The 18,984-nt window shown below is 66.7% G+C and carries 3 protein-coding genes; 1 reads left to right on the top strand and 2 read right to left on the bottom strand.

The window, feature by feature from the left end:
- Positions 1–124 precede the first annotated feature (124 nt).
- On the top strand, positions 125–16,408 hold the full coding sequence (locus tag ACFWF1_RS12140; RefSeq protein ID WP_379285170.1) for an amino acid adenylation domain-containing protein: 16,284 nt from the start codon (positions 125–127) through the stop codon (positions 16,406–16,408).
- A 71-nt stretch (positions 16,409–16,479) separates the two neighbouring features.
- Here the strand turns inward: ACFWF1_RS12140 and ACFWF1_RS12135 are convergent, their stop codons facing one another.
- Positions 16,480–17,685, bottom strand: a complete 1,206-nt coding sequence (locus ACFWF1_RS12135; RefSeq protein WP_379285171.1) for a cytochrome P450 — start codon at positions 17,683–17,685, stop codon at positions 16,480–16,482.
- A 10-nt stretch (positions 17,686–17,695) separates the two neighbouring features.
- On the bottom strand, positions 17,696–18,916 hold the full coding sequence (locus ACFWF1_RS12130; protein ID WP_379285172.1) for a cytochrome P450: 1,221 nt from the start codon (positions 18,914–18,916) through the stop codon (positions 17,696–17,698).
- Positions 18,917–18,984: the final 68 nt, after the last annotated feature.

Raw genomic sequence — 18,984 nt, 5'->3', positions numbered from 1 at the left:
CGACTTCTCGAATGCGATGGGTTTGGGAGTTGCTTCGTCTGCGGTCGACGCGCACGAAGTCGGCGGAGATGCCGAGGCCGCGTCGCCCATTTCGTAAATGTATTTCGAGGAAGGTAAAGACGATATGATCGAGTTGTCGTTCGCTCAGCGCCGTTTGTGGTTCCTGCACCGTTTCGAGGGACTGTCCGCCACTTACAACCTTCCGGTGGTGTCGCGGCTGACGGGTGTGCTCGACGCGGCGGCGCTGGCGGCGGCACTGCGGGACGTGGTGACCCGGCACGAGAGCCTGCGGACACTGATCGTCGAGGACGCCGCCGGGGTGCCGTTCCAGCGGGTGGTGCCGATCGATGAGACCGGCTTCACCCTGCGGGTGGCCGAAGTGGCCGCGGCGGCGGTCGCCGACGAGGTGGTGCGGCTGGGGATGTATCGGTTCGAGCTGGCGGTGGAGATCCCGGTTCAGGCGGTGCTGCTGCGCCTCGGACCCGAGGAGCATGTGCTTGTCTTGGTGCTGCATCACGTCGCCGCCGATGGTGCGTCGATGGTTCCACTGGTACAGGATCTTTCGACGGCTTACACCGCCCGGTGCGCGGGAAAGGCGCCGACGTGGGAAGACCTACCGGTGCAGTACGCCGACTACACACTGTGGCAGCGCGAAGTGCTCGGCGACCCGGACGACCCGGACAGCGTGCTGGCGACGCAACTCGCTTACTGGCGTGCCGAACTCGACGGGCTGCCGCCGCACGGGCGCCTGCCGCTGGACCGGCCGCGTCCGCCGGTGCCCAGTCATGCGGGCGGGCTGGTGGAATTCGCGATAGAGCCCGCGGAATGGGCCGCGGTCGAGGAACTGGGCCAGCGCAGCGGCGCGTCCGCACCGATGGTTCTTCAGGCGGTGCTGGCGGTGCTGCTGGAGCGGTTGGGCGGCGGTACCGACATTTCGATCGGTTCGCCGATCGCGGGGCGCAACGATGAGGCGTTGTCGGATCTGATCGGCTTCTTCGCCAATACCTGGGTGCTGCGGGCCGATCTGTCGGGCGAGCCGACGTTCAGACAGATGCTGGCCCGGGTGCGCGGCAAGGCCTTGTCCGCCTATGACAATCAGGACGTGCCGTTCGAGCGGCTGGTCGAGACCCTGAAGCCGGAGCGCACGAGTGCCTATCACCCGTTGTTCCAGGTGATGTTTGCCTGGCAGGACACCGGCACGATCGACTTCGCGCTGCCCGGCGTGCGCGCAACGCTGGACATGGTCTCGTCGCACACGGCGAAGTTCGACCTCGAATTCGGTTTCTCGCCGGATGTTTCCCGCGGCGGTCTGAATTGCTCGCTCGAGTACGCGACGGATCTGTTCGATCACGGCACGGCCGTATCGATCGCGGAGCGGTTCGGGCGATTGCTGCGGTGGTTGGTCGCGGACCCGGATGTCCGCGTCGGGGGGGTGGATGTGCTGTCCGACGCCGAACATGCGCGATTGTCGGAGGTGAACGCCACGGCGGTGGCATCGCCCGCGCTGTCCGTTGGCGGGCTGGTCCAGCGGTGGGCGGCCGCGTTGCCGGATGCGGTGGCGGTGGTGTGTGGTGCGGAGGCGTTGACGTACGCGGAGTTGAATGCTCGGGCGAATAGGCTGGCTCGCGAACTGGTGTCGCGGCGGGTGGGGCCGGAGTCATTGGTGGGGTTGGCTTTACCGCGTTCGGCCGACCTCGTCGTTGGGTTGCTGGGGATCTTGAAGTCGGGCGCGGGGTATCTCCCCATCGATCCGCGGTATCCGAGTCGGCGGCTGGATTTCATTCTGTCGCAAGCACGCCCGGAGCTGGTGCTGACCGATTCGGCGACCACCGGTGTGCTCCCGGCTGGCGGCGCACCTCGGTTGCTGCTCGATGAGCTGGATCTGGTCACCGGGAATAGCGCGGATCTGGCCGAGGATGAACTGATCGCGCCGCTACGGCCGGACAATGTCGCGTACGTGATGTACACGTCGGGGTCGACAGGGACACCGAAGGGTGTAGCGATCACGAATGCCGGTGTGGTCAATGGGATTTCAGGCCTGGTCGACGCGGTGGGCATCGGGGCTGGGACGCGGACGCTCGCGGGGACGTCGATCAATTTCGATGTGTCGGTGTTCGAGATATTCAGCACGCTGAGTGCGGGCGGCATCGTGGAGGTGGTCCGCGACGTCCTGGAGCTGGCCGAGAGGGACAGCTGGACCGGTGGCGTGATCAGCACGGTGCCCTCGGTATTCGCGGAACTGTTCGACGAGATCGCCGGGCGCACCAGTGTCGAGACGCTGGTGTTCGCCGGTGAGGTGTTGCCTACCGCGTTGCTGGATCGGGTGCGTTCGGTGTGGCCGAAGACGCGAATTATCAACGGGTACGGGCAGAGTGAGAGTTTCTATGCCACGACCTGGCGATACCTCGCTGATGAGTCGAGCCGGGTAGCGACAGGTGGTGCCGCGCCGATCGGTATACCACTGGGGAATATGCGCACTTATGTGCTGGGGGATGGGCTGGTCCCGGTGCCGCCGGGGGTGGTCGGTGAGCTGTATGTCGCGGGGGCGGTGGGCCGTGGCTACCACGCCCGTCCGGGGCTGACGGCGGAACGTTTCGTCGCGGATCCATTCGGTCCCGCGGGCGCGCGGATGTATCGCACGGGTGATCTGGCGCGGTGGAATGGCGAGGGGCAGCTGGAATGTGTCGGACGAGCGGATTCGCAGCTGAAGATCCGCGGTTTCCGGGTCGAGCCCGGTGAGGTCGAGGCGGTGCTCGCCGCGCACCCCGAGGTCGGGCGGGCGGTCGTGGTCGCGCGTGAAAACCGTGGCGCCGGACGTCAGTTGGTCGGCTATGTCGTGCCCGCGGCGGACGGCACTATCCTGGAACCGGTGCGGCTGCGCAAGTTCGTGGCCGAGCGGTTGCCCGAGTTCCTAGTGCCCGCAGCGTTTGTCGTGCTGGACAAGCTTCCATTGGATCTGAACGGGAAGGTGGATCGGCCGGCTTTTCCGGAGCCGGAGTTCACCGGTGGCGAGTATCGAGCACCGCGGTCGGGCGAGGAAGAGGTGCTGGCGTCGATGTACGCCGAAGTGCTTGGTGTGGATCGAGTCGGTGTCGATGACGATTTCTTCGCGATCGGTGGCGACAGCATCCGGTCGATCCAGGTCGTCACCCGCGCACGAGTCCACGGCGTCGAAGTCACACCGCACGAGGTGTTCGAGTGCCGGACGGTCGCCGCGCTGGCCGAGGCCGCCGTGGCGCGAAAGCTCGCCGGAACTTCGGTGGTACTAGAGGAATTGGCCGGTGGCGGTGTCGGCCCGATGCCGTTGTCGCCGGTCGGTGCTTTCCTGATGGAACTCGGCGGAGATGCAGGCAAATTCGCCATGTCGTCGCTTGTCGAGCTGCCCTTGGGTATCGATGAAGCGGGTTTGGCGGCGACCTTGGCGGCTGTGCTGGACCGCCATGACATCTTGCGTTCCCGGTTGGTCGACGCGGGTGACGGGGTGGTGCTGCGCGTGGATTCCCCTGGGACCGTTGATATTTTCGCGCTGATCCAGCGGGTCGATTGGACCGGTGATTGGGAGTCGGCGGACTGGCACCGGGCGGCGTCGGAGGCACTGGATGACGCGCTGAACAAGTTGGCTCCCGCTGCCGGGGTGATGGCGCGATTCGTGTGGTTCGACGCGGGTGCGGAGTCTGCGGGGCGATTGTTGTTGGTGCTGCATCACTTTGTGGTGGATGGGGTTTCGTGGCGGATCCTGCTGCCGGATCTCGCGGCGGCCTGGTCACAGGTGCGGGCAGGCCGGACACCGGAGCTGCCGGAGATGGGGACTTCGGTGCGGCGCTGGTCGCATGCGTTGGTCGAGCAGGCCGCGAGCGAGCACCGGGTGGCGGAACTGCCGTTGTGGCAGGAGATGTTGAAGACCCCGGATCCGGTATTGGGTAGTCGCCCACTGGATCCGGAGCACGACACCATGGCGACCGTGCAGACTGTCCGAGTCGATGTACCTGTCGCGGTGACCGAGGTATTGCTCACTTCGCTGCCCGCTGTGATGCGCAGCGGAGTCGATGTCGGTCTGCTGACGGGCTTGGCGATGGCACTCGCGCAATGGCGGGAACGTCGTGGAGTGCGGGATCGGTCGGCGTTGGTGCGCTTGGAGGGCCATGGGCGGGAGGAACATCTTGTGCCTGGTGCGGATCTGTCTCGCACGGTGGGCTGGTTCACCAGCATGTTCCCCTTGCGGATCGATGTCACCGGCTGCGATCTCGGCGAGGCGTTCTCCGGCGGAGCAGCGGCTGGGGATGCTCTCAAGGCGGTCAAAGAGCAGTTGCTGGCGGTCCCGGACAAGGGTCTCGGTTATGGGATGCTGCGCTACTTGAACGAAGACACCGCCGCCACGTTGGCGGGGTATGCCGATCCGCAGATCGGGTTCAATTATCTGGGTCGTTTCTCGGCCACGGATATGCCCGAGGACTTGCGGGGCCTCGGCTGGAACCAGGTGATGAACATCGATGACCTCGACACCGTCGGCCCGGTGGAGATGCCCGCACTGTCGGCCTTGGAGATCAACTCCTTCGTCACCGACACGCCGCAGGGGCCCATGCTCGAGGCCATGCTCGGGTTCGCCTCGAAAGTCCTTACCGCCGTGGAGGTGTCGGAGCTGGCGGAGTTGTGGTGTGCGGCGTTGACCGTGCTGGCCGAGTATGCGGGCAGGCCGGATGCGGGTGGGTTGACGCCGTCGGATCTGGCGTTGGTTTCGGTGGGGCAGAAGGAGATTCAGGGTTGGGAGACCCGGTATCCGGGGTTGTCGGATGTGTGGCCGTTGACGGGGTTGCAGTCGGGTCTGTTGTTCCATTCGATGCTCGCCGATGCCGATGAGGATCTCGACGCCTATGAGGTGCAGTTGGTATTCCATCTGTCCGGACGGGTTGAGCCGGAACGGATGCACGCGGCCGGACAGGCATTGCTGGACCGATACCCCAACCTGCGCACCGCGTTCGTCCCGGATGCCGGTGGCAGTTGGGTGCAGTTGGTCATCGATGAGGTCACGCTGCCGTGGCAGGAACAGGATCTGCGGGCGCTGCCTGCCGATCGGCGCGACGAGGTCTTCGAGGAGTTCCTGGCCGTTGATCGCCGGCGCCATTTCGATCCCGTGGCGCCGCCGTTGCTGCGGCTGGCGCTGGTCCGGCTCGACGATGACCGGTCCGAACTCGTATTCACCGCGCATCACATCCTGTTCGATGGCTGGTCGATCCCGCTGCTGGTGCAGGAGCTGTTGCGGCTCTACGCCGACGTGGACACGGCCGCACCGAAGGCGCGCGGCTACCGCGACTACCTGGCGTGGCTGGCGGCCCAGGATCGAGAGTCTGCCCGGCAGGCGTGGGCGGCCGAACTCGCCGAGATCGACGAGCCCACCTTGCTCGCCGCCACAGTCCCAACCAGCACAGGCGATTTCGAGATCGCGCATATCGAGGCCGCACTGGACGCGGGTGAAACCCGCGCGCTGGTGCGCCGAGCCCGTGAGCTGAGCGTCACGGTCAACACGCTGGTGCAGGGTGCGTGGGCGGTCGTGCTCGGCGCGATGACCGGCCGCCAGGACGTGGTCTTCGGCGCAACGGTGTCCGGCCGTCCCGCCGACGTGCCCGGTATCGACACGATGATCGGAATGTTCATCAACACCCTGCCGGTCCGCGTGCCACTCGCCCCCGCGCAGACCCTCGCCGACATGATCACCGAGCTGCAACGCCGCCAAGCCGGACTGCTGAACCACCATCATTACCCGCTGACCGATATCCAGCAGGGCACCGGTCTGCAGACCCTGTTCGACACCCTGGTTGTATTCGAGTCCTACCCGATCGACGACACCGCGCCCACAGACAGCACCCTGGTGTGCACCGGACTTCGCCCGACCTCCGGCACGCACTACCCGCTCAGCATCATCGCGGAGGTCGAAGCCGAACAGCTGCGGCTGGCTCTGCAATATCGCCTCGACGTCCTCGGCCGTGACTACGTCGCCAAGCTGGCGGGTCGACTGCTGCTGGTGCTGCGGCAACTGGCGACGGACCCCACCCGCGTGCTCGGCACGGTCAGCCTGCTGCCGCCCGAGGAGCGCGATCGGCTGCTGCGCGGGCTCAACGCTACGACACGGCCGGTACCGGATGTCACGCTACCCGCACTATTCGAGCGCCAGGTCGCCACAAGCCCGGACGCCGATGCGCTGCTTTCCGATGGCTTCCGGCTGTCCTACCTGGACTTGAACGCACGGGTGAATCGCTTGGCGCACTGGCTCATTCGGCGCGGGGTAGCGCCGGAGCAGGTGGTGGCGCTTGCGCTACCTCGGTCGGCGGAAATGATCATCGCCCTGCTAGCGGTGATGAAGGCGGGCGGCGCCTACCTGCCGGTCGATCCGGCGTACCCGGCCGAGCGGATCTCCTACCTGATCGATGACGCTCGGCCGATGCTGATGCTGACGCGGGCCGAGTTCACGGCGAGCCTGCCAGGCGACACCCGGACGGTCGCGCTGGACAACCCGGACCTGCGCGACGAACTGGCCAACGAATCCGATGTCGACCCGGTGGACGGCGACCGGCTCGCCCCGCTGGACCCGCGCCACCCGGCATACGTCATCTACACCTCGGGCTCGACTGGGCGTCCGAAGGGCGTTGTCATCCCGCACAGCACGCTGCCCAGCCTGGCGCGCACCGAAGTCGACAGCACCGAAATGACGGCGCAGTCGCGGGTATTGTCCTGCACGTCACCGAGTTTCGACATCTCGGTTACCGAATGGGTGGCCGCGTTCGCGGCCGGTGCCGCGCTGGTGGTGCCGTCGGGTGAGCTGCTCGGCGCGGCACTGGGTGCGGCGCTCACCGACTGGGCGATCACCCACGCGATGATTCCCACCCCGATCCTCGCCACGGTGCCGCCGGGCGACTTCGCGCACCTGGAGAACCTCGGCGTCGGCGGCGAGGCCGTGTCGATCGGGATGGTCCAGGACTGGTCGCCGGGTCGCAAACTGTTCAACGGCTACGGGCCCACCGAGACCACCGCCATCGCGACCCTCAGCGACCCGCTGATCGCCGACGGCGGACCGACGCCGATCGGCAAACCGGTCGTCAACGCGAAGCTCTATGTGCTCGACGAGTGGTTGCGGCCGGTGCCGGAAGGCGTCGCGGGGGAGCTGTACGTCGCCGGGAAGGGTGTGGCCCGCGGCTACCTGAACCGCGCCGCGCTGACCTCGGAACGGTTCGTGGCCGACCCGTTCGGCGAGCCGGGCACGCGGATGTACCGCACCGGTGACCAGGTGCGCTGGCGCGCGGACGAGCAACTCGACTTCTTCGGCCGCATCGACGACCAGGTGAAGATCCGCGGCTTCCGGGTCGAGCCGGGTGAGGTCGAGGCGGTATTGGAGACGCACCCGCGGCTGGCCGAGGCCGCGGTGATCGCGCGCGCGGGCCGCAATGCCCAGGTGGGCAAGCAGCTCATCGGGTACGTCGTGCCCGGCGCCGACGTCACGGTGGATGAGCTGCGCGCGTTCCTGGCGCGGCGGTTGCCGGACCACATGGTCCCTGCCGCCTTTGTCGTTCTGGCTCGGCTGCCGAGGTTGACCAGCGGGAAGCTGGATCGGGCGGCGTTGCCGGAGCCGCAGTTCACGGGCGCCGAGTATCGGGCGCCGCGGACCGCGGCCGAGCGTCGGCTGGCTGAGTTGTTCGCCGACGTGCTCGGCGTCGATCAGGTCGGCATCGACGACAATTTCTTTGCGCTAGGCGGACATTCGCTGTTGGTGACCCAACTGGTCGGCCGTGTCCGGGACGATATGGCGGTGGAGCTGCCGCTGCGCGCGGTGTTCGATGCGCCGAGTGTCGCCGGGCTGTCCGCACAACTCGCGGTAGGCGGCCGGGCGCGTCCCGCGCTGCGGCGCTGCGACGACCGGCCGGAGTTGGTGCCGCTGTCGTTCGCGCAGCGCCGCCAGTGGTTCCTCAACCGGATCGACGGTCCCTCCGCCACGTACAACATCCCGATCGGGGTCCGGCTCACCGGCATGCTCGTCGCCGAGGCGCTGGCGGCGGCGGTGCGGGATGTGGTGGTCCGGCACGAGAGCCTGCGTACGTTGATCGTCGACGATGCCACGGGAGTGCCGTTCCAGCAGGTGGTTTCGGTCGAGGAGGTCGTGTTCGAGGTGCGGGTGGCCGAGGTGGCGCCTACTGCCGTGGACGACGCGGTGGCCGAGGTGATGGCACACCGGTTCGATCTGGCGGTCGAGCCGCCGATCCGGGCGGCGCTGTTCCGGTCCGGGCCCGAGGAGCATGTGCTGGCACTGGTGCTGCATCACATCGCCGCGGACGGCGGGTCGATGGGGCCGCTGATGCGGGATCTGTCCGACGCCTACATTGCGCGGTGCGCGGGGCAGTCGCCTGCTTGGGACGAGTTGTCGGTGCAGTACGTCGACTACACCCTTTGGCAGCGTGCGCTTTTTGGCGACGAAACCGACCCCGACGGCCTGCTGGCCAGGCAATCGGCCTACTGGCGTACCGAGTTGGCGGACGCGCCGCAGCCACTGTCGCTGCCTGCGGACCGGGCCCGCCCGCCGGTGGCCAGCCATCGCGGTGCCATGTTGGAGTACATCGTCGAGCCGGAGTTGCTGACCGCTGTGCGGGGACTCGCTCGCGAGCACGATGCCACGATGTCGATGGTGCTGCAGGCGGCGCTGGCGGTGCTGCTCGGTCAGCTGAGTGGCAGTGCGGACGTTTCGATCGGCTCGCCGATCGCGGGACGGACCGACGAGGCGCTGTCGGATCTGATCGGCTTCTTCGTCAACACGTGGGTACTGCGGGTCGATCTGAGCGGGCAGCCGACGTTCACGGAAGTGCTTGCGCGCGTTCGGGGTAAAGCGTTGTCGGCGTACGACAATCAGGATGCGCCGTTCGATCGGTTGGTCGAGATCGTCAACCCCGACCGCACCAGCGCTTATCATCCGCTCTTCCAGGTGATGTTCGAGTGGCAGGATGCCATTTCGGCCGACTTCATCCTGCCCGGCCTGACCGCGGAACCAGCGATCGTGCCGACACCGACCGCGAAGTTCGACCTCTACCTGTCCGTGACCGAGAGCCCGGACAGCGCCGAGCACGGTGCCCGCGGCTACCTCGAATACGCGACAGACTTGTTCGATCACGGCACGGCGGCGGCGTTCGCCGAGCGTTTCGTGCGGCTGCTGGGGCGGTTGGTCGCGGATCCGGGCGGCAGGGTGTCGACGATGGATGCGCTATCCGAGGCCGAGCGGGTCTGGTTGCTACCGACGGTCAACGAGACGGCGCTACCGGCGCTGTCGGTAGCGGGTTTGGTGGAGCGACAAGTAGCTGCGTCGCCGGATGCGGTGGCGGTGGTGTGTGGTGCGGAGGCGTTGACGTACGCGGAGTTGAATGCTCGGGCGAATAGGCTGGCTCGCGAACTGGTGTCGCGGCGGGTGGGGCCGGAGTCATTGGTGGGGTTGGCTTTACCGCGTTCGGCCGACCTCGTCGTTGGGTTGCTGGGGATCTTGAAGTCGGGCGCGGGGTATCTCCCCATCAATCCGCGCTACCCGAGCGACCAGCTGGATCTCCTGTTGTCCGAAGCACGTCCGGATCTGGTGCTGACCGATGCCGCGATGGCTGACCTCGTGTCCGGTGGTGGGATGAGACGGCTGCTGATCGAGGAGGTGGACCTGGTCACCGGGGACGCTGGGAATCTCGTCGAGGGCGAATTGATCGCGCCGCTGCGGCCGGACAACGTCGCTTATGTGCTGTACACGTCGGGGTCGACGGGCGTAGCGATCACGAATGCTGTTGTGGTCAAAGGTATTTCGGGACTGGTAGCGGAGACGGGGTTGACCACGGGAGCGAGGGTGCTCGCGGCGACGTCGATCAGTGTCGATGCTTCGGTGTTCGAGGTGTTCGGCGCGCTGAGTGCGGGCGCCACCGTTGAGGTGGTTGGTGACGTGCGGGAACTGACGAAACGCGCCGAGGGTTGGTCGGGCGCGGTGCTCTACACGGTGCCGTCGGTGTTCGCGGAAGTGCTGGACGAGATCGCCGACCGCATGAACGTCGAGACCCTGGTGTTCACCGGCGAGGCGCTGCCCGGCGCGTTGCTGGATCGAGCGCGTGCGGTGTGGCCCGAGGTGCGGATTATCAACGGGTACCGGCACAGTGGGGGCTGCTACGCCACGACGTTCGAGTGCCGGGCCGGTGTGTTCGGCCACGTGCCGATCGGCAGGCCGCTGGGGAACATGCGGACCTACGTGCTGTCGGAGGGGCTGGTCCCGGTGCCGCCAGGGGTGGTCGGCGAGTTGTATGTCGCGGGGGCGGTGGGGCGCGGCGATCACGGCCGTCCTGGTTCGACGGCGGAGCGGTTTGTCGCCGATCCATTCGGCCTGGCGGGTGCGCGGATGTATCGCACGGGTGATCTGGCGCGGTGGAATCGGGACGGGCAGTTGGAGTGCGTCGGACGCGCCGACGCACCGCTCGAAATTCGTGGTGCCCGTATCGAACCCGGTGCGGTAGAGGCGGCGCTGCACGCGTATCCGGGAGTAGCGCAGGCGGTTGTGCAGGTCCGCGAGGGACGTGACGCGGGGCGGAAACAGCTCGTCGGCTACGTCGTACCGGCCGCGCTCGGCAACGCCGCAGCTGGCAACGACGTCGGTATGGACGCCCTGCTCGATGTGGCTCAGCTGCGCAAGTTCGTGGCCGAGCGGTTGCCCGAGTTCCTTGTGCCTGCGGTATTCGTTGTGCTGGACAAGCTTCCGTTGGATTCGACCGGGAAGATGGATCGGTCGGCGTTGCCGGAGCCGGAGTTCAGCGGTGGGGAGTATCGGGCGCCTCAGTCGGGTGCGGAGGAGGTGTTGGCCTCGGTTTATGCCGAAGTGCTTGGTGTGGATCGGGTCGGTGTCGATGATGATTTCTTCGCGATCGGCGGCGACAGTATCCGGTCAATTCAGGCCGTCTCGCGCGCACGGGCACGCGGCGTGGACGTGGCGCCCCGTGACGTGTACGAATGGCGGACTGTCGCCGGGGTGGCCGAGGCAGCCGTGGCCAGGAGACTCGCAGGCTCCTCGGTGGTGCTCGCAGAACTGGCAGGTGGCGGCGTCGGCCGGCTGCCGTTGTCGCCGGTCGCCGCCTACTTGACCGAACTCGGCGGCGATATCGACAAGTTCTACATGTCCTCGCTCGTCGAACTGCCCTTGGGCATAGGCGAAGCGGGGTTGGCGGCGACCTTGTCGGCCGTGTTGGACCGCCATGACATCTTGCGCTCTCGGCTGGTCGACGACGGCGACGGATGGGCGTTGCGGGTGGATCCGCCGGGCGCGGTCGAGGCCGGTGCGTTCATCCGACGGGTGGCCTGCGACGGTGACTGGACAGCGCCGAGCTGGCCTGCGCTCGCCGCGTCCGAACTGGGTGCGGCACTGCGGGGTTTGGCTCCGGCTTCGGGTGTGATGGCGCGGTTTGTGTGGTTCGACGCGGGTGTGGAGTCGGCGGGGCGGTTGTTGTTGGTGCTGCATCATTTTGTGGTGGATGGGGTTTCGTGGCGGATTTTGTTGCCGGATTTGGCGGCGGCGTGGTCGCAGGTGAGGGAGGGGCGGCCGCCGGAGTTGTTGGAGGTGGGGACTTCGGTGCGGCGGTGGGCGCATGCGTTGGTCGAGGAGGCGGCGAGTGAGGCCCGGGTGGCGGAGTTGGGGTTGTGGCAGGAGATGTTGAAGTCTTCGGATCCGGTGTTGGGTAGTCGTCCTTTGGATCCGGAGTTCGACACGATGGCGACGGTGCAGACGGTGCGGGTTGATGTGCCTGCCGCGGTGACCGAGGTGTTGCTGACGTCGTTGCCCGCGGTGATGCGTTGTGGTGTGGATGTCGTCTTGTTGACGGGTTTGGCGTTGGCCCTCGCGCGGTGGCGGGAGCGTCGTGGTGTGGGGAATCGGTCGGCGTTGGTGCGGTTGGAGGGCCATGGACGGGAGGAACATCTTGTGCCTGGTGCGGATCTGTCTCGCACGGTGGGTTGGTTCACCAGTATGTTCCCGGTGCGGGTCGATGTCAGCGGTTGTGATCTGGGTGAGGCGTTCTCGGCGGGGGCTGCGGCCGAGGATGCGCTCAAGGCGGTGAAAGAGCAGGTGCTGAGGGTCCCGGATAAGGGGCTTGGTTATGGGATGTTGCGTTATCTGAATGACGACACTGCCGCGATGTTGGCGGGGTGTGCTGACCCGCAGATCGGGTTCAATTATCTGGGTCGTTTCTCGGCCATGGATATGCCCGAGGACCTGCGGGGCCTCGGCTGGACCGAGGTGACGGACCTCCACGATCTCGAGCCCGACCTCGGCGCCGAGGCAGGTCCGGCCATGCCCGCGCTGTCGGCGCTGGAGATCAATTCCTTTGTCCTCGACGCCCCTGAGGGGCCCAGGTTGGAGGCCATGTTCGGGTTCGCTTCGAAAGTTCTTACCCGGGATGAGGTGTCGGAGCTGGCGGACTTGTGGTGTGCGGCGTTGACGGTGTTGGCGGAGTATGCGGGCAGGTCGGATGCGGGTGGGTTGACGCCGTCGGATCTGGCGTTGGTTTCGGTGGGACAGCAGCAGATTCAGGGTTGGGAGGCTCGGTACTCCGGGCTGTTGGATGTGTGGCCGATGACCGGGTTGCAGTCGGGTCTGCTGTTCCATTCGATGCTCGCCGATGCCGATCTCGATGCCTATCAGGTGCAGTTGGTGTTCCACCTGGTCGGGCAGCTCGATGCGGAGCGGATGCGTGCGGCGGGTCAGGCTTTGCTGGACCGATACGCCAACTTGCGTACCGCGTTCGTACCGGATGCGTCCGGTGACTGGGTGCAACTGGTTATCGATGGGGTCACGCTGCCGTGGCAGGAACAGGATCTGCGGGCGTTGCCCGCCGATCGACGCGACGAGGTGTTCGAGCAGTTCCTGGCCGCTGATCATCGGCAGCATTTTGATCCGGTGGCGCCGCCGTTGCTGCGGCTGGCGTTGGTCCGGCTCGCTGATGACCGGTCCGAGTTGGTGCTCACCGCGCATCACATCCTGTTCGACGGCTGGTCGATTCCGTTGCTGATGCAGGATTTGTTGCGGCTCTACACTTCCGCCGGCGAGGGCACCGCACTGCCGATGGTGCGCGGTTACCGCGATTACCTGGTGTGGCTGGCGGCCCAGGATCGGGAGTCGGCTCGGCAGGCGTGGGCGGCCGAACTCGCCGGGATCGACGAACCCACCATGCTCGCGCCCGCGGCAGGCCGGGACGACAGCGCGATCGCGCACGTACACGTGGCACTCGACGTCGAGAAGACTCGCGAATTGGCACGCCGAGCAAGCGAACTCGGAGTCACGGTGAATACTGTGGTGCAGGGTGCATGGGCGGTCGTGCTCGGCGCGATGACCGGTCGCCAGGACGTGGTCTTCGGGGCAACGGTGTCCGGGCGTCCCGCCGACGTGCCCGGTATCGACACGATGGTCGGGATGTTCGTCAACACGTTGCCCGTGCGGGTCGAGCTCCGGGCCGCGGACACCCTCGCAGCGCTGCTCGCGGACCTGCAACGGCGCCAGACAGCACTGCTGGGCCATCATCACTACGCGCTGACCGATATCCACCAAGCAGTCGGCCTGCCTACCCTGTTCGACACCTTGGTTGTATTCGAGTCCTACCCGATCGACAACACCAGCCTCACCGAGACGACCGCGACCGCCGGAATCGCTTGCACCGGAATACGTCCCACCTCCCGCACGCACTACCCGCTGACCGTGATGGTGGTGGCCGAGCCGAGGCTGCAGGTGTCGCTCGACTACCGGCAGGACGTCTTCGACCACGACACGGTGACGGCGCTGAACGAGCGGTTGCTGCGTGTCCTGCACCAGCTGATCGCCGAACCGGCGACGCCGGTCGGGGCGATCGACCTGCTGGCGTCGGCGGAACGCACGTGGCTGCTCGATCAGCTCAACGACACTGCGGTGACCGACGCCGAGCTGACCATCCCCGAGATGTTCGAGCGTCAGGTCGCCCTATCACCGGATGCCGTCGCCGTGGTGGCCGGCGAGGTGTCGTTGACCTACCGGGAACTCGACGCCAGGGCCAACCGCCTCGCCCACGAGCTGATCCGGCTCGGCGCCGGGCCGGAGTCCGTGGTCGGCCTCGCGCTGCCACGGTCGGCGGATCTGGTGACGGGGATGCTCGGGATCCTCAAGTCCGGCGCGGCATATCTGCCGATCGATCCCACATACCCCGGTCAGCGCTCGGAATTCGTACTGGCACAGGCGAATCCGCTGGTGGTGTTGACTGACACCGAGACCGCGACTGGCCTGCCGGTCGGTGCGCTGCCCTTGTTCCATCTCGATCGGCTCGATCTCGACACCGGTCCTTCGGGTGCGCCGGGCGATACCGACCGGCGTTGCCCGCTACGGCCGCAGCACCTGGCGTACGTGATGTACACCTCCGGCTCGACCGGAACGCCGAAGGGTGTGGCCATCACGCAGCGTGGTGTCACCAACGGCATCGCGGGTCTGGTCTCTGCGCTGAAGGTGCCTCCCGCTTCGCGGACGCTCGCCGGGACGTCGATCAACTTCGACGTATCGGTGTTCGAGATCTTTACTACGCTGAGCACCGGCGGCACCGTCGAGGTGGTCAGGAACGTGCTCGAACTGGGGGAGCGCGACAGCTGGCATGGCGGCGTGATCAGCGCCGTGCCCTCGGCTTTCGCCGAACTCGTCGACCGCGTCGCCGGGAAGATCGAGGCGCATGCGGTGGTGTTCGCGGGTGAGGCGCTGCCCGCCGATCTCGTGCGGCGCGTGCGGGAAGCCATTCCGGGTGTCCGGGTGCTCAACGCCTACGGCCAGAGCGAAAGTTTCTACGCCACAACGTATTCGCTGCCGGACGACGACGCGCGGGCCGACAGCGCGCCGATCGGGGTACCCCTCGGCAACATGCGGGCCTATGTGCTCGGTCCCGGGCTGTCCCCGGTGGCGCCGGGCGTGGTCGGCGAGTTGTACGTCGCCGGGGTAGTCGCCCGGGGTTACTACGGACAGGCCGGGCTTACCGCAGGCCGATTCGTGGCCGACCCGTTCGGGCCGCCCGGATCGCGGATGTACCGCTCGGGCGACCTCGCGCGGTGGAACCCCGACGGTGCGCTCGAATACGCGGGCCGGGCGGACGCACAGGTGAAGGTGCGCGGCTTCCGCGTCGAACCCGGCGAGATCGAGGGCGTCCTCGCCGCGCATCCCGAGGTCGGGCAGGCGGTGGTGATCGCCCACGGCCACGGCACCGGCCGCAGGCTCATCGGCTACGTGGTGCCCGAAACAGACAGCGCTGTCCTGGTTTCGGGCCAGTTGCGGAAATTCGTCGCCGACCGGCTGCCGGAGTACATGGTGCCCGCCGCGGTCATGCCGGTGGACCGGCTGCCGCTGATGCCGAACGGAAAGCTGGACCGAGCCGCGCTGCCGGAGCCGGAATACCTCGGCGGTGTGTACCGGGCGCCGCGCACTCCGCGGGAGGAGCGCCTCGTCCAGCTGTTCACCGAGGTGCTCGGGGTGGACCGGATCGGTATCGATGACAGTTTCTTCGATCTGGGCGGGCATTCGCTGCTGGCGACCCGGCTGATCGGACGGGTCGGCGAGGTCTTCGAGATCAACGTGCCGATGCGCATGGTGTTCGAGTTCCCGACCGTCGCGGAGCTGGCCACCCGGCTGGCCGACGGGGCGGCGCCGCAGTTCGAGGACCCGTACGCGGGCTTGCTGCCGATCAGGACCGAGGGTGCCGGGACGCCACTATGGTTCATCCAGCCCGGATTCGGGCTCAGCTGGGCGTATCTCAACTTCGCCGCGCACCTGCGTGACCGGCCGGTGTACGCCTTCCAGGCCCCGGTGTTCAGCGGCTTGCCGGTGCCGGAGACGCTCGATGAGCTGGTGGACGACTATCTGCGCCAGATTCTCGATATCCAGCCGGAGGGGCCGTATCACCTGGTGGGCTGGTCGTTCGGTGGTACTGCGGCGCACGCGATGGCTGCGGAACTGGAGCGGCGCGGACTCGAGGTGGGGCTACTCGGGCTGCTCGATTGTGCGCCCGGCAGCCACTTCGGCGAGGTGCAGGAGCTCGAGCAGGCAGAGGTGGAACACGTGCTCGCGGACTACATCGGCCACCTGGTCGGTTCCGACGAGTATCAGCGGGTGTTGCAGGCGTCGGCGTCGGCGCTGATCAGTCACCTGACGATGGTGCGGGAGTACACCTCTCCGGTATTCGCCGGGGATGTGCTGTTCTTCAATGCGGCGCTGAATCCGCTCGACTCCTTCGCGAGCCTCTGGCAGCCGTACGTCACCGGTACCATCGTCGAGCACGACATCGAGACTGCTCACCCGCAGATGTGTGACCCGCGCCCGGCCGCGGCGATCAGCGAGATCCTGAACCGGGTGCTCGGGGCGCGATGACGAAAGCGGCCGCCTCCGGCGTGAAGCCGGAGGCGGCCGCTGTGTTCAAGCGGTATCCGCAGCGCGCGGATTTACCAGATCACGGGCAGCTCGTGCAGTCCGTAGACGCCTTCTTCGCCCCGGAATCTCAGCTCTTCGAACGGTACCGCCAGCTTCAGGCCGGGGATACGGGCGAACAGCGTGTCGAACACGATCTGGAACTCCAGCCGGGCGAGGGTCTGGCCGAGGCACTGATGCGCGCCATAGCCGAAGGCCAGATGAGCTCGGGACGGGCGGTCGATATCGAACTTCTCGGGCTCCGGGAAGACGCTGGGATCGTGGTTCGCCGCGTTGATGAGCGCCACCACCCCGTCGCCCGCGCGGATGACCTTGCCGCCGATCTCGACGTTCTCGGTGGCGACGCGCATCATCGCCAGTTCGGAAACGGTGAAGTAGCGCAGCAGTTCCTCCACCACCGCTGGGGTCAGCGCGGGGTCCGCAGTGAACCGGGCGCGCTGCTCCGGGTGCCGCAGTAGTAGCGCGACACCGAGCGCGATCGTGTTGGTCGACGTCTCGTGCCCGGCCACCAGCAGCAGGAAGGCCAGGCCGAGCAACGACGCCAGGTTGTCGTCGCCAGCTTCCCGGTTCTTGGCGAGCTGCCTGCTGAGCAGGTCGTCTCCCGGTTCCTTCTGCTTCTTCTCGATCAGATTCCACAGGTAACCGGCGAGTGCGCCGAACGCCTCGTCTCGCTCATGCTCCGGCGTGTTGATGCTGACCAGCTTCGCGCTGGTGGTCAGGAAGAATTGGTGGTCCTCGATGGGGACCCCGAGCTGTGTGCACATCACCAGCGCAGGCACCGGCACGGCGAAACCCGCGACCAAATCGCCGGGCTGCGGGCCTACCAAGAACGCGTCCACCTGGTCGTCGACGATCCGCTGGATATGCGGCCGCAAGTCTTTGACCCGTTTCGCGGTGTATTCACCGACCACCCGGCGTCTGGCCTCGGTGTGCTCCCGAGCATCCAGGTTGATCATCGTCTGGAGCGGCTGTTCGGTCGGTTTCTCCTGGCTGAGCCACGGATAGCCGGGGTGTCGGCTATCCGAGCTGAAGCGAACGTCGGTAAGGATCCTGCGGACGTCCGCGTAACTGGTCAGGGCCCAGATTTCGTCATTGTTCGGCAGCCGGACCCTGGAAACGGGCTCGTCCGCGAGCATTCGTTCGTACGCCGGGGGTGGGGCGAAGGGGCAGGTTCTGGCGAAGGGGATCTTCGCTTCCGCCGAGGTGGTTGGTTCGGTCATGACTCCGCTTTCAGATCCGGACCGGCAACCGGACCAGGTGGGTGCCGTCGCCGGGCCAACTGCCGTATTCGAGTTCGTCACGGCCGACGGCAAGGGCCACGCTGTCCCGGCGGAACAGCAGCCGGTCCAACGCGATCTCGGCCTGCATCCGAGCGAGTGCCGCACCGAGGCAGTAGTGCGCGCCCGCGCCGAACGCGAGGTGCTGCTCGCCCTGGCTGGGCGCCCGATCGATGTCGAGTCGTTCCGGCTGAGCGAACCTGGTCGGGTCGTGGTCCGCGGCGAGGAACGCGGTGGTGACCGATTCTCCGCGCTTCAGCTGTACCCCGGCGAATTCGAGGTCTTCGGTCGCGTACGCCGTCGCCCCGACGGTCACCGGCGTGGTGTACCGCAACAGTTCGTGGATCGCTTTCGGCATCAGGCTGTGGTCGGCCCGCAGCCGGGCGAGTTGTTCGGGGTGATCCAGGAGTGCGAGCAGCGCGGTGCAGAGGAACAGCACCGGCGGTGTATGCCCGGTATTGATCAGCAGGAACACCATCGCGATCATCTCGGCCTCGGTGGCGGGGTCGTGGTCAGCGATCATGCTGGAGATGAGGTCGTCGGTCGGGGCCTCCCGCCGCCGCTGGATCAGCTCCTTCGTGTAGTTGACGACACCCTGCAGGCCCGCGACGATCTCCACCGGTTCACTGCCGGAGACGTACTGCAGGATCCAACCGCGCATCTTTTCCTGGTCAGCCTCCTCGACGCCGATCAGGTCGCAGATGGCGGCATTGGCCAGCGGGTAGGCGAAATCCGCCATCAGGTCGATCTCGTCGCGGCCGTCGAGCTCCTTCAGCAGCGTGTCGGCGACCTGCTCGACGGAAGGGCGCAGCGCGTTGATCCGGCGCGCCGAGAAGGTCCGGATCACCTTGGCGCGCAGCCGGCTATGCTCGGGCCCGTCGATGACGACCAGACTGGTCAAGTATTCGCCGTACTCCAAGGGCAGATCCCAAGCTTTCAGCATCTCGATACCGAGATGCGGGATGTCGACGTCAGGTATTTTGCTGTGGTCCCGGACGAACCGGGTGTCTGTCAGCAGCGCCTTGATATCTTCGAAATGGGTGACAAACCAGGTGGGCGACACAGTACCCGGCAGGACGACGTTGGCGAGCGGGCCCTGTTTACGCAGTTCGGTGTAGCCGCCGACGTGGTCGCTGACCTGCTCAGGTGTTAACTCGACGGGAGACTGAGTCATGGTCTTCCTTTCTGTGAAGTAGACATTGCCGCGAACATTACGTGTGGCGCGGGAACGCGGCCAGAATT

The sequence above is a fragment of the Nocardia sp. NPDC060255 genome (assembly GCF_042727395.1).
GTDB lineage: Bacteria > Actinomycetota > Actinomycetes > Mycobacteriales > Mycobacteriaceae > Nocardia.
This window is presented reverse-complemented; position numbering and strand designations above follow the sequence as displayed.

Coding starts and splice junctions, on each gene's coding strand:
- ACFWF1_RS12140 (WP_379285170.1), top strand. CDS start 125: ATGATCGAGTTGTCGTTCGCTCAGCGCCGTTTGTGGTTCCTGCACCGT.
- ACFWF1_RS12135 (WP_379285171.1), bottom strand. CDS start 17,685: ATGACCGAACCAACCACCTCGGCGGAAGCGAAGATCCCCTTCGCCAGA.
- ACFWF1_RS12130 (WP_379285172.1), bottom strand. CDS start 18,916: ATGACTCAGTCTCCCGTCGAGTTAACACCTGAGCAGGTCAGCGACCAC.